The 13,405-nt window shown below is 60.6% G+C and carries 13 protein-coding genes; all 13 read left to right on the top strand.

Annotation, left to right across the window (positions count from 1 at the left end; genetic code table 11):
* Positions 1–49 precede the first annotated feature (49 nt).
* The gene (gene leuS, locus ADK28_RS23950) at positions 50–2,632 is read left to right on the top strand and encodes a leucine--tRNA ligase (RefSeq protein WP_033641093.1); all 2,583 of its coding nucleotides are present in this window, start codon (positions 50–52) and stop codon (positions 2,630–2,632) included.
* Positions 2,633–2,646: 14 nt separating this feature from the next.
* Complete coding sequence (gene lptE / locus ADK28_RS23945; protein WP_016928771.1) at positions 2,647–3,207, top strand: LPS assembly lipoprotein LptE; 561 nt, start codon at positions 2,647–2,649, stop codon at positions 3,205–3,207.
* Complete coding sequence (gene holA, locus ADK28_RS23940; protein WP_016928772.1) at positions 3,204–4,238, top strand: DNA polymerase III subunit delta; 1,035 nt, start codon at positions 3,204–3,206, stop codon at positions 4,236–4,238. The genes lptE and holA overlap by 4 nt, the downstream gene beginning before the upstream one ends.
* A complete protein-coding gene (nadD, locus tag ADK28_RS23935) occupies positions 4,228–4,890 on the top strand; it encodes a nicotinate-nucleotide adenylyltransferase (RefSeq protein ID WP_015376938.1) in 663 nt (220 codons plus the stop codon). Before holA ends, nadD begins: the two co-directional genes overlap by 11 nt.
* 194 nt (positions 4,891–5,084) lie before the next feature.
* Entirely contained in the window at positions 5,085–5,402 is a 318-nt protein-coding gene (rsfS, locus tag ADK28_RS23930; protein WP_015376937.1) for a ribosome silencing factor, read from the top strand.
* A gap of 3 nt (positions 5,403–5,405) precedes the next feature.
* A complete protein-coding gene (gene rlmH, locus ADK28_RS23925; protein ID WP_004940002.1) occupies positions 5,406–5,876 on the top strand; it encodes a 23S rRNA (pseudouridine(1915)-N(3))-methyltransferase RlmH in 471 nt (156 codons plus the stop codon).
* Between the two features lie 38 nt (positions 5,877–5,914).
* A complete protein-coding gene (gene mrdA / locus ADK28_RS23920; protein ID WP_016928775.1) occupies positions 5,915–7,810 on the top strand; it encodes a peptidoglycan DD-transpeptidase MrdA in 1,896 nt (631 codons plus the stop codon).
* Between the two features lie 8 nt (positions 7,811–7,818).
* Positions 7,819–8,931 carry a peptidoglycan glycosyltransferase MrdB gene (mrdB, locus tag ADK28_RS23915; RefSeq protein ID WP_004940006.1) on the top strand — a complete coding sequence of 371 codons (1,113 nt, stop codon included), beginning with the start codon at positions 7,819–7,821 and terminating at the stop codon, positions 8,929–8,931.
* Positions 8,932–8,941: 10 nt separating this feature from the next.
* Positions 8,942–10,027 carry an endolytic peptidoglycan transglycosylase RlpA gene (gene rlpA / locus ADK28_RS23910; RefSeq protein ID WP_048796865.1) on the top strand — a complete coding sequence of 362 codons (1,086 nt, stop codon included), beginning with the start codon at positions 8,942–8,944 and terminating at the stop codon, positions 10,025–10,027.
* Between the two features lie 180 nt (positions 10,028–10,207).
* Positions 10,208–11,419, top strand: coding sequence for a D-alanyl-D-alanine carboxypeptidase DacA (dacA, locus tag ADK28_RS23905; protein ID WP_004940010.1), 1,212 nt, complete (start codon positions 10,208–10,210; stop codon positions 11,417–11,419).
* Between the two features lie 104 nt (positions 11,420–11,523).
* On the top strand, positions 11,524–11,790 hold the full coding sequence (gene ybeD, locus ADK28_RS23900; RefSeq protein WP_004940012.1) for a DUF493 family protein YbeD: 267 nt from the start codon (positions 11,524–11,526) through the stop codon (positions 11,788–11,790).
* Between the two features lie 134 nt (positions 11,791–11,924).
* On the top strand, positions 11,925–12,593 hold the full coding sequence (gene lipB / locus ADK28_RS23895) for a lipoyl(octanoyl) transferase LipB (RefSeq protein ID WP_015376934.1): 669 nt from the start codon (positions 11,925–11,927) through the stop codon (positions 12,591–12,593).
* Positions 12,586–13,405, top strand: an 820-nt coding sequence (gene lipA / locus ADK28_RS23890; protein ID WP_048796868.1) for a lipoyl synthase, incomplete at its 3' end; no start/stop codon positions are given. The genes lipB and lipA, both read left to right, overlap by 8 nt.

Genomic DNA, 13,405 nt, shown 5'->3' with positions numbered 1-13,405 from the left:
TTGCCTCTGACCGGGGCAACGGTTTACACCTACAGGACCACCGGCCGCCATGCAAGAGCAATACCGTCCAGAAGACATAGAATCGAACGTACAGCTTCACTGGCAAGAGAAGCAGACTTTCAAAGTTACCGAAGACGACAGCAAGGAAAAGTACTACTGCCTATCCATGCTGCCTTACCCGTCCGGCCGACTGCACATGGGCCACGTTCGTAACTACACTATCGGCGACGTGATCTCGCGCTATCAGCGCATGCTGGGCAAAAACGTACTGCAGCCGATCGGCTGGGATGCGTTCGGCCTGCCGGCGGAAGGCGCGGCGGTGAAAAACAACACCGCGCCGGCCCCGTGGACCTACGACAACATCGAATACATGAAGAACCAGTTGAAACTGCTGGGCTTCGGCTACGACTGGGATCGCGAAATCGCCACCTGCCAGCCGGAATACTATCGCTGGGAACAGTGGTTCTTCACCAAACTGTATGAAAAAGGCCTGGTCTACAAGAAGACTTCGGCGGTGAACTGGTGTCCGCACGATCTGACCGTGCTGGCCAACGAACAGGTTATCGACGGCTGCTGCTGGCGCTGCGACACCAAGGTCGAGCGTAAAGAGATCCCGCAGTGGTTCATCAAAATCACCGCTTACGCCGATCAGTTGCTGAACGATCTGGACACGCTGGAAAGCTGGCCGGAGCAGGTGAAAACCATGCAGCGCAACTGGATTGGCCGCTCCGAAGGCGTGGAAATCACCTTCGACGTGGCGGACAGCGAAGAGAAGTTGACGGTTTACACCACCCGCCCGGACACCTTCATGGGCGCCACCTACGTGGCGGTCGCCGCGGGCCACCCGCTGGCGCAACAGGGCGCGCGCAACAATCCGGCGCTGACCGAGTTCATCGACGAATGCCGCAACACCAAAGTTGCCGAAGCCGAAATGGCGACGATGGAGAAGAAAGGCATGCCGACCGGCCTGTTCGTTGTCCACCCGCTGAGCGGCGAGAAGCTGCCGGTGTGGGTCGCCAACTTCGTGCTGATGGAATACGGCACCGGCGCCGTGATGGCGGTACCGGCGCACGACCAGCGCGACTGGGAATTCGCCACCAAATATGATTTGCCGATCAAACCGGTGATCCTGAACCTCGACGGCAGCCAGCCTGACGTAAGCGCCGAAGCGATGACCGACAAAGGCGCGCTGTTCAACTCCGGCGAGTTCGACGGTCTGGACAATGAAGCCGGCTTCAACGCCATCGCCGACAAACTGGTCGCCAAAGGCGTCGGCCAACGCAAGGTCAACTACCGTCTGCGCGACTGGGGCGTTTCCCGCCAGCGTTACTGGGGCGCGCCAATCCCGATGGTGACGCTGGAAGACGGCACCGTGATGCCGACGCCGGAAGACCAACTGCCGGTGATCCTGCCGGAAGACGTGGTCATGGACGGCATCACCAGCCCGATCAAGGCCGACCCCGAGTGGGCGAAGACCACCGTCGACGGCCAGCCGGCGCTGCGCGAAACCGACACTTTCGACACCTTTATGGAGTCTTCCTGGTACTACGCGCGCTACACCTGCCCGCAGTATGACCAGGGCATGCTGGATCCGGCCGCCGCCAACTACTGGCTGCCGGTCGATCAATATATCGGCGGCATCGAACACGCCATCATGCACCTGATGTACTTCCGCTTCTTCCACAAGCTGATGCGCGATGCGGGCCTGGTGGATTCAGACGAGCCGGCCAAGCGCCTGCTGTGCCAGGGCATGGTGCTGGCCGACGCCTTCTACTACACCGGCAACAGCGGCGAACGCGTCTGGGTATCCCCGGTTGACGCCACCGTCGAGCGCGACGACAAAGGCCGCATCATTAAAGCCACCGATCCGCAAGGCCGTGAACTGGTCTATGCTGGCATGAGCAAAATGTCGAAGTCGAAGAACAACGGCATCGACCCGCAGGAGATGGTGGAAAAATACGGCGCGGACACCGTGCGTCTGTTCATGATGTTCGCTTCACCGGCAGAAATGACGCTGGAGTGGCAGGAATCCGGCGTGGAAGGGGCTAACCGCTTCCTGAAACGCGTGTGGAAACTGGCCTACGATCACGTGGAAAAAGGCGCGGTGCAGCCGCTGGACGTGGCGGCGCTGAACGAAGATCAGAAAGCGCTGCGCCGCGATCTGCACAAAACCATCGCCAAGGTGACCGACGATATCGGCCGCCGTCAGACCTTCAACACCGCGATCGCCGCCGTGATGGAGCTGATGAACAAGCTGGCCCGCGCGCCGCAGGAGAGCGAGCAGGATCGCGCGCTGCTGCAGGAAGCGCTGCTGGCCGTGGTTCGCATGCTGTATCCGTTCACCCCGCACGTGTGCTTCACCCTGTGGCAGGCGTTGGGTGGCGAAGGCGACGTGGACACCGCGCCATGGCCGGTTGCCGACGAGCAGGCGATGGTCGAGGACTCCAAGCTGGTGGTGGTGCAGGTGAACGGCAAGGTTCGCGCTAAAATCACCGTATCTGCCGATGCGACCGAAGAGCAAGTGCGCGCGCGCGCTGCCGAAGAGCATCTGGTGGCTAAATATCTGGACGGCGTCACGATTCGTAAAGTGATCTACGTTCCGGGCAAACTGCTTAACCTGGTTGTGGGTTAACACAAGGAGGAGTTGTGCGACAACGTATTCTGACGCTGTTGCTGGGGTTGGCGGTGCTGGTCACCGCCGGCTGCGGTTTTCACCTGCGTGGCACCACGCAGGTGCCTAATGAAATGAAAACGCTGATCCTCGACAGCGCCGACCCTTATGGTCCGTTGACGCGCGCGGTGCGTGAGCAGTTGCGTCTGAACGACGTGACCATCGTCAGCGATCCGAAGCGTAAAGACGTGCCTTCCCTGCGCATCATCGGCGCGACGGAAAGCCAGGATACCGCCTCGATCTTCCAGGACGGTAAAACCGCCGAGTACCAGCTGGTGCTGACCGTGCAGGCGCAGGTGCTGCTCCCGGGCCACGACCTGTATCCGCTGTCGGTGAAAGTGTTCCGTTCGTTCTTCGACAACCCGCTGACCGCGCTGGCCAAAGACTCCGAGCAGGAGATCATTCGCCAGGAAATGCGTGAGCAGGCGGCGCAGCAACTGGTGCGCAAACTGCTGACCGTGCATGCGGCGGAAGAAGAAAACCGGCAAAAAGCCGCTGCCGCCGGCGAACGAGCGGCAAGCCAAACCGCACAATGATCCGTATTTATCCGGAACAACTTGCCGCGCAGCTCCGAGAGGGGCTGCGCGCTTGTTATTTATTGAGCGGCAATGAACCGCTGCTGCTGCAGGAAAGCCAGGATCTGCTCCGGCAGGCTGCGCAACAGCAGCAGTTCAGCGAGCACTACAGCATTTCCCTCGACGCCCATACCGACTGGGACGCCATCTTCGGCATCTGCCAGGCGATGAGCCTGTTCGCCAGCCGCCAGACGCTGCTGCTGATCTTCCCGGAAAACGGCCCGACGGCGCCGATCGGCGAACAGCTGACCAAGCTGGCCACGCTGCTGCACGAGGATATTCTGCTGATCCTGCGCGGCCCGCGCCTCACCAAAGCGCAGGAAAACAGCGCCTGGTTCAAGGCGCTCAGCCCGCACGGCGCTCTCGTCAGCTGCCAGACGCCGGAACAGGCGCAGCTGCCGCGCTGGGTCGCCGCACGCGCCAAGGCGATGAAACTGGAGTTGGACGACGCCGCCAACCAGTTGCTGTGCTACTGCTACGAAGGCAACCTGCTGGCGCTGTCGCAAGCATTGGAGCGGCTGTCGCTGCTGCACCCGGACGGCAAGCTCACCCTGCCGCGCGTCGAGCAGGCGGTGAACGACGCCGCCCACTTCACGCCGTTCCACTGGCTGGACGCCTTGCTGGCCGGCAAGAGCAAGCGCGCCTGGCATATCTTGCAGCAGCTGCAGCAAGAGGATGTCGAGCCGGTGATCCTGCTGCGCACCCTGCAGCGCGAACTGCTGCTGTTGCTGACGCTGCAGCGCCGCATGGCTTCCGCGCCGCTGCGCACGCTGTTCGATCAGCACAAGGTCTGGCAGAACCGCCGCCCGCTGGTGACCCAGGCGTTGCAACGCCTGTCCGGCCCCCAGCTGCAGCAGGCGGTGCAGCTGCTGACGCAAATCGAGCTGACGCTCAAGCAGGACTATGGTCAGTCGGTCTGGCCGGAACTGGAAACCCTGTCGATGCTGCTGTGCGGCAAACCCCTGGCCACGAGTTTTAGCGATGCCCACTAATCCGGAACACCCCACCGTATTGCACGCGCTGTTCGGCGGCACCTTTGACCCGATCCACTACGGCCACCTGCGGCCGGTGGAGGCGCTGGCCGCCGAAGTGGGCCTGAATCGCGTCACGCTGCTGCCTAACCACGTGCCGCCGCACCGCCCGCAGCCGGAGGCCAATGCGCAGCAGCGCCTGAAGATGGTCGAGCTGGCGATCGCCGGCAATCCGCTGTTTGCGGTCGACGATCGCGAACTGCACCGCACCACCCCCTCCTACACCATCGAGACGTTGGAAACGATTCGTAAAGAGCGTGGCGCCGCCCAGCCGCTGGCGTTTATTATTGGCCAGGACTCGCTGCTGACGCTGCATAAGTGGCACCGCTGGCAGGCGCTGTTGGACGTCTGCCACCTGCTGGTGCTGGCGCGCCCGGGCTATAACGATCGCATGGACACGCCGGAACTGCAGCAGTGGCTGGAACGCCATCGCACCGCCGACCCGGCGCTGCTCAGCCGTCGCCCGCACGGCCACATCTATTTGGCCGATACGCCGGAGCTGGAAATTTCCGCCACCGAGATCCGCCAGCGTCGCCATCAGGGCCTCAACTGCGACGACCTGCTGCCGCGCCCGGTGCAGCGCTATATCGAGTTGCAGGGTTTATATCGCTAGCGAAAGGTGCGTGATATACTGCGCCGCTATTTTTCAGGTATCCGCTGAAAACCCCGGAAACCTTAGCTGGCCGGGCAGTCACCAGTTAGCTGGCTTTCAGCGGCAGCCTGCCGAAACCATTATCCGGTTACGCCGCGGCGCGCGCATTTTGCCCGCCGCAGCCGACTGAACAGAACACACCCGAGGGGGAACCTTTGCAAGGTAAAGCGCTCCAAGATTTCGTCATCGATAAAATCGATGATCTGAAAGGCCAAGACATTGTCGCTCTGGACGTTCAGGGCAAATCCAGCATCACCGATTGCATGATCATCTGCACCGGCACCTCGACGCGCCACGTGATGTCGATCGCCAGCCACGTGGTGCAGGAATCCCGCGCCGCGGGCATGGAGCTGTACGGCATGAAAGGCCAGGAAGCCTCCGACTGGATCGTGGTCGATCTGGGCGAAGTGATCGTGCACGTGATGCAGGAAGAAAGCCGTCGCCTGTACGAGCTGGAAAAACTCTGGAGCTAAGCGGTGAAACTGCAATTGGTGGCGGTCGGCACCAAAATGCCAGACTGGGTGCAAACCGGCTTTATGGATTATCTGCACCGCTTTCCCAAAGATATGCCGTTTGAGCTGACCGAGATCCCGGCGGGCAAACGCGGCAAAAACGCCGACATCAAGCGCATTCTGGACAAGGAAGGCGAACAGATGCTGGCGGCGGTGGGCAAAGGCAACCGCATCGTTACGCTGGATATCCCAGGCACGCCGTGGGAAACGCCGCAGCTGGCGCAGCAGCTTGAGCGCTGGAAGCAGGATGGCCGCAACGTCAGCTTGCTGATCGGCGGCCCGGAAGGGCTGGCGCCCGCCTGCAAAGCCGCTGCCGAGCAGAGCTGGTCGCTTTCTCCGTTGACGCTGCCGCATCCTTTGGTGCGCGTCCTGGTGGCCGAAAGCCTCTACCGCGCCTGGAGTATTACAACAAATCATCCTTACCACCGGGAATAGCCGGTGGTGACCGTGACAGAGTGAAATAAAGCAGCGGGATGAAAATAGAACGTAACCCTTTTCGCGACTATACGGCTGAATCCGCCCTGTTTGTACGCCGCGCCCTGGTGGCGTTCCTGGTCATCCTGGTGCTGTCCGGCATCCTGATCGCCAACCTGTATAATCTGCAAGTGGTCCGCGTCGAGGATTACCGCACCCGCTCCAACGAAAACCGCATCAAGCTGGTGCCCATCGCGCCCAGCCGAGGCATTATCTACGATCGCAACGGCACCCCGCTGGCGCTCAACCGCACCATTTATCAGCTGGAGCTGATGCCGGAGAAGGTCGACGATCTCAAAGCCACGCTACAGGCGCTGCGCACGGTGGTCGATCTGACCGACGACGACATCGCCAATTTCGAAAAAGAGCGCAAGCGCTCACGCCGTTTCGTCTCCATTCCGGTGAAAACCGCGCTAACCGAGGTGCAGGTCGCCCGCTTTGCGGTCAATCAGTTCCGCTTCCCCGGCGTGGAAGTGAAAGGCTATCAACGCCGCTACTACCCCTATGGTTCCGCCCTCACCCACGTCACCGGCTATGTGTCGAAGATCAACGACCGCGACGTCGAACGTTTGGACAAAGACGGCAAGCTGGCCAACTACGCCGCCACCCACGATATCGGCAAGCTGGGCATTGAACGCTATTACGAAGACACGCTGCACGGCAAAACAGGCTATGAAGAGGTCGAGGTCAACAACCGCGGCCGGGTGATCCGCCAATTGCACGAGCAACCGCCTTCCGCCGGTCAGGACGTTTACCTGACGCTCGATCTTGATCTGCAGCGCTATATCGAGCAGCTGCTGGTCGGCAGCCGCGCCGCGGTGGTGGTGAGCGATCCGCGCACCGGCGCCATCCTGGCGATGGTGTCCAACCCGAGTTACGATCCGAACCTGTTCGTGGACGGCATTTCCAGCAAGGACTATCAGGGCCTGCTGAACGATCCGAATCGCCCACTGATCAACCGCGCTACGCAGGGGGTCTATCCGCCCGCGTCAACGGTGAAGCCTTACATCGCGGTGTCGGCGCTGAGCGCCGGGGTGATCACCAAAAACACCGTGGTGTTCGATCCCGGCTGGTGGCAACTGCCCGGCTCGGAAAAACGCTTCCGCGACTGGAAAAAATGGGGCCACGGCCGCCTGAACGTCACCAAAGCGCTGGAAGAATCCGCAGATACCTACTTCTATCAGGTCGCCTATGACATGGGGATCGATCGGCTGTCGAGCTGGCTGACCAAATTCGGTTACGGCCAGTACACCGGCATCGATCTGTCTGAAGAACGATCCGGCCTGATGCCGACGCGCGAGTGGAAGCTGAAACGCTATAAAAAGCCGTGGTATCAGGGCGACACCATTCCGGTGGGCATCGGCCAGGGTTACTGGACCGCCACGCCGATCCAGATGGCCAAAGCGCTGAACACCCTGATCAACGACGGCACCGTCAAAACGCCGCACCTGCTGCAGAGCACCCGCGTCAACGGCGCGCTGGTGCCGTTCAAACAGGAAGAGAGCACGCAAATCGGCGATATTCACTCCGGCTTCTGGGAAATCGCCAAAGACGGCATGTATGGTGTGGCCAACCGTCCGAACGGGACGGCGCGCAAGTACTTTGCGGACGCACCTTATAAAGCCGCGGCGAAATCGGGTACCGCACAGGTATTCGGCTACGAAACCTACAACGCCCACAAACTGGCGGAGCACCTGCGCGATCACAAGCTGATGACCGCCTTCGCGCCGTTCAACAACCCGACGGTGTCGGTCGCCATCATTCTGGAAAACGGCGGCTCCGGTCCGGCGGTGGGCACCATCACCCGCCAGATCCTCGACCATATTCTGCTGGGCGACAACAATACGCAATTGCCAAGCGAGGCCCCGCTGCCGCCTGGCGTAGAAGGTGACTAAGGTAGAACATGACTGAAAGCCAACAAAAAGGCTCGATCTGGACCAAAATCCACATCGATCCGACGTTCCTGCTGCTGATCCTGGCCCTGCTGGTCTACAGCGCCTTCGTGATGTGGAGCGCCAGCGGCCAGGACATCGGCATGATGGAGCGCAAGATCGGGCAGATCGTCATGGGGCTGATCGTGATGGCCGTCATGGCGCAAATCCCGCCGCGCGTCTACGAAAGCTGGGCGCCCTATCTGTATATTTTCTGCGTGATTTTGCTGATCCTGGTGGACGCCTTCGGCCAGATCAGTAAAGGCGCGCAGCGCTGGCTGGATCTCGGCGTGGTGCGCTTCCAGCCGTCGGAAATCGCCAAGATCGCCGTGCCGCTGATGGTGGCGCGCTTTATGAACCGCGACGTTTGCCCGCCTTCGCTGAAAAACACCGCCATCGCGCTGGTGCTGATCTTCCTGCCGACGCTGCTGGTGGCCGCGCAGCCGGATCTCGGCACCTCGATCCTGATCGCCGCCTCCGGCCTGTTCGTGCTGTTCCTGTCGGGCATGAGCTGGAAACTGATCGCCGTCGCCGCCGTCGCGCTGGCGGCCTTTATCCCGGTGCTGTGGTTCTTCCTGATGCACGGTTATCAACGCGACCGCGTGATGATGCTGCTCGATCCGGAAAGCGATCCGCTCGGCGCCGGTTATCACATCATTCAATCCAAGATCGCCATCGGCTCCGGCGGCCTGTCCGGCAAGGGCTGGCTGCACGGCACCCAGTCGCAGCTGGAGTTCCTCCCGGAGCGCCATACCGACTTTATCTTCGCCGTATTGGCCGAAGAGCTGGGGCTGATCGGGGTGTTGGTGCTGCTGGCGCTCTACCTGCTGGTGATCATTCGCGGGCTGATGATCGCCGCCAAGGCGCAAACCACCTTCGGCCGCGTGATGGTCGGCGGCTTGATGCTGATTTTGTTCGTTTATGTGTTTGTTAACATCGGTATGGTCAGTGGCATTTTGCCGGTAGTTGGCGTACCTTTGCCTCTGGTCAGTTACGGGGGTTCGGCGCTGATAGTGTTGATGGCCGGTTTCGGCATCATCATGTCGATCCACACGCATCGGAAAATGCTGTCTAAAAGTTTATAAGAGGTGAGTAATGCGTAAGGAATGGCTTTGGATCGGCGTCGCGGCGGTGTTGCTCTCCGCCTGTACCGCCCCGACCACGGAACAGCAAGCCCCTCCGCAGCCGTACAACGGCCCGGTGGTGGAAATCGGCGGCGTCGAGCCTCAATATGAACCCTATAACCCTAATAACATGCAGGATTATAAGGTTAATGGCGATACTTACCGCATCGTAAAAGATCCGCAGAACTTCTCGCAGACCGGCCTGGCGGCCTGGTATGGCGAAGAGGCCAACGGCAACACCACGGCGCTGGGCGAGCAGTTTGACCCCAACGGCCTGACGGCGGCGCACCCAACGCTGCCGATCCCAAGCTATGTGCGCGTCACCAACCTGGCCAACGGCCGTCAGTTGGTGGTGCGCGTCAACGATCGCGGGCCATACACCAAGGGCCGCATCATCGATCTGTCGAAAGCCGCCGCCGATCGCCTCAACCTGTCCAACAACACCAAGGTCAAGGTAGATTTCATCAACGTGGCGCCAAATGGCACGCTGAGCGGCCCCGGCACCATCGGCACCATCGTGGCGAAACAGAGCTACGCCCTGCCGGCGCGCCCGGATCTCGGCTCCAGCGGCATGGGCACCCCTATTCAACAGGAGGCGCCGATCGCCAGCGGCGCGGCGGTGCGCCCGATCGATAACAGCACCCTGCGCACCGACGACAACAGCGCCCCTGCTGCCGGCGGCAATGCCGCCAACGGCCGCAGCGGTTTCCTCGGCGCGCCAAGCGCATTACCGGCCGGCGTGCTGGAAGGTTCCGAACCTGAAGTCGCAGCGGTGGCCGCACCGGTCGCGGCCGGCGCAGCGGCTGTCGGTACGGCTGCCGCCGCCTCTTCCGGCGGCTACGTGGTGCAGGTCGGCGCGCTGAGCAGCGCCGAACGCGCCCAGAGCTGGCAACAGAGCCTGAGCCAACAGTTTGGCGTCCCGGGCAAAGTAGCGGCCAACGGCAACGTTTATCGCGTTCAGCTCGGCCCGTTCAGCAGCCGTCAGCAGGCGGCCCAGCTGCAGCAACGCCTGGCGAGCGAAGCGCAACAACAGTCTTTCGTTACTGCTGCACCCTGAGCGTTAAGCCCGGCGGGCATTCACGGCCGATAAGCGGTTATTTAGCTGAAACATTTTCTTGCAGCTAAAAGGGCACTAACCGCAATTAGTCAGATGAATGGGTAATGCCTGCCGGGATCGCATCTGCTATAGTGTGGCTCGTTTTTTAACTTTACTTTCACGGATGTTGTAGTCCCGATCATGAAACAAGTAACTTCTTTTCGCTTAATCAAAAGCATCGCCCTCGGCACCGTTATCGCAATGAGCGCAGCCTCCGTTGCGCACGCCGATGACGTTAACATCAAAACCATGATCCCAGGTGTCCCGCAGATCGATGCGGAAGCGTACATCCTGATTGATTACAACTCCGGCAAGGTGCTGGCCGAGATGAACGCCGATGCGCGTCGCGATCCGGCCAGCCTGACCAAAATGATGACCAGCTACGTCATCGGCCAGGCGCTGAAAGCGGGTAAAATCGGCCAGGACGATCTGGTGACCGTCGGCCAGGACGCCTGGGCGACCGGCAACCCGGTGTTCAAAGGCTCCTCGCTGATGTTCCTGAAGCCGGGCGATCGCGTGCCGGTCTCCAAACTGACCCGCGGCATCAACCTGCAGTCCGGTAACGACGCCTGCGTGGCGATGGCCGACTACGTCGCCGGCAGCCAGGACGCATTCGTTAACCTGATGAATACCTACGTCAGCAAACTGGGCCTGCAGAACACTCACTTCCAGACGGTACACGGCCTGGATGCCCAGGGCCAGTACAGTTCGGCGCGCGACATGGCGCTGATCGGCCAGGCGCTGATCCGCGACGTGCCGGAAGAGTACGCGATCTATAAAGAAAAAGAGTTCACCTTCAACAATATCCGCCAGATGAACCGCAATGGTCTGCTGTGGGATAACAGCCTGAACGTCGACGGCATCAAAACCGGTCATACCGACGCAGCGGGTTACAACCTGGTGGCTTCGGCGACCGAAGGCCAGATGCGTCTGATCTCCGCCGTGATGGGCGGCCGCACCTACAAAGGCCGCGAAGCCGAGAGCAAGAAACTGCTGACCTGGGGCTTCCGCTTCTTCGAAACCGTGGCGCCGCTGAAAGTCGGTAAAGAGTTCGCCTCCGAGCCGGTCTGGTTCGGCGATGCCGACCGCGTTGAGCTGGGCGTGGATAAAGACGTATACCTGACCATCCCGCGCGGCCGCATGAAAGATCTGAAGGCCAGCTATGTGCTGAACACGCCGGAAATTCACGCGCCGCTGGCGAAAAACCAGGTGGTGGGCAGCATCAACTTCCAGCTGGACGGCAAAACCATCGACCAGCGTCCGCTGGTGGTGATGAACGAAGTGAAAGAAGGCGGTTTCTTCAGCCGCATCGTGGACTACATCAAACTGATGTTCCACCACTGGTTCGGTTAACGGTTGAAACGGGCGAAATTGCCCCCATATACTGAATAACATTAACTCCCGCCCCGGCGGGAGTTATAATTTATAGATTAGCTAGCACTCTGGAGCGCACGCACATGCAAAAAACTAAACTGAACGAACTGCTCGAATTCCCTTGCTCGTTTACCTACAAGGTGATGGGCCTGGCGCAGCCTGAGCTGGTTGACCAGGTAGTTGAAGTGGTGCAGCGCCATGCGCCGGGCGATTACAACCCGCAGGTTAAGCCGAGCAGCAAAGGCAACTACCACTCGGTTTCCATCACCATCAACGCCACTCACATCGAGCAGGTCGAAACCCTGTACGAAGAGTTGGGCAACATTGAAATTGTTCGCATGGTGCTGTAATTCCAGCACAAACCCCTGCTTATCAACCCGGGATGGCGCAGCGTCTTCCCGGGTTGCGCATTTTTGGTCAGCGAAAGGCTGGCCGCCAGCCGGAGCGCCCGGTATAATGGCTTTACCACTTCTGTAACCTGACGATGACTCTTTTGCAACCAGACAAGATCATTTTGCGTCAGCTGGGGTTGCAGCCCTACGCGCCTGTATCCCAAGCCATGCATAACTTCACCGACAGTCGTACCGAGACTACGCCGGACGAGCTGTGGCTGGTGCAGCATCACCCGGTATTCACCCAGGGCCAGGCCGGCAAAGCCGAACACGTGCTAATGCCCGGCGATATCCCGGTTGTCCAGAGCGATCGCGGCGGCCAGGTGACCTACCACGGGCCGGGCCAGCAGGTGATGTACGTGATGGTCGATCTGAAGCGCAACAAAGTCGGCGTACGCCAATTGGTCACGGCGATAGAAGATACGGTTATCAACACCCTCGCCCACTTCCGCCTCGCATCGCGCGCCCGTCCGGATGCGCCCGGCGTGTACGTGGGGGAGCAGAAAATCTGTTCGTTGGGTTTGCGGATCCGCAAAGGCAGCTCATTCCACGGCCTGGCCCTGAATGTGGCGATGGATCTCAGCCCCTTCCAACGCATCAACCCTTGCGGTTACGCCGGCATGCAGATGACGCAGGTCAGCGCGCTGGCGCCCGGCGTTGGCATTGAAGACATACACCCAATCCTGGTACAGGAATTTGTTCATTTACTCGGCTACCAGACGGTCGAGCTTCGTAACTGGAACCTGCACGATTATGAGTAAACCAATTCAGATGGAACGCGGCGTCAAATACCGCGATGCTGACAAAATGGCGCTGATCCCGGTCAAAACGGTGGTCACCGAACGGCAGGAGCTGTTGCGTAAACCCGAGTGGATGAAGATCAAACTGCCTGCCGACTCAACGCGCATTCAGGGCATCAAAGCCGCCATGCGCAAGAACGGCCTGCACTCCGTCTGTGAGGAAGCTTCGTGCCCTAACCTGTCCGAGTGTTTCAACCACGGTACCGCCACCTTTATGATCCTCGGCGCCATCTGCACCCGTCGTTGCCCGTTCTGCGACGTGGCCCACGGCCGCCCGATCGCGCCAGACGCCAACGAGCCGGAAAAGCTGGCGCAAACCATCGCCGACATGGCGCTGCGTTACGTGGTGATCACCTCGGTTGACCGTGACGACCTGCGCGACGGCGGCGCTCAGCACTTTGCCGACTGCATCTCGGCCATCCGCGCCAAGAGCCCGAACATCAAAATTGAAACGCTGGTCCCGGACTTCCGCGGCCGTATGGATCGCGCGCTGGAGATCCTCACCGCCACGCCGCCGGACGTGTTCAACCACAACCTGGAAAACGTGCCGCGCGTCTACCGCCAGGTGCGTCCGGGCGCCAACTACGAGTGGTCGTTGAAGCTGCTGGAGCGCTTTAAAGAAGCGCACCCGGATATCCCAACCAAATCCGGCCTGATGGTTGGCTTGGGCGAAACCAACGCGGAAATCATTGAAGTGATGCGCGATCTGCGTCGCCACGGCGTGACCATGCTGCCGCTGGGCCAGTACCTGCAGCCGAGCCGTCACCACCTGC

This window comes from Serratia sp. 506_PEND (genome assembly GCF_001076875.1).
Taxonomy (GTDB): domain Bacteria; phylum Pseudomonadota; class Gammaproteobacteria; order Enterobacterales; family Enterobacteriaceae; genus Serratia; species Serratia marcescens.
This window is presented reverse-complemented; position numbering and strand designations above follow the sequence as displayed.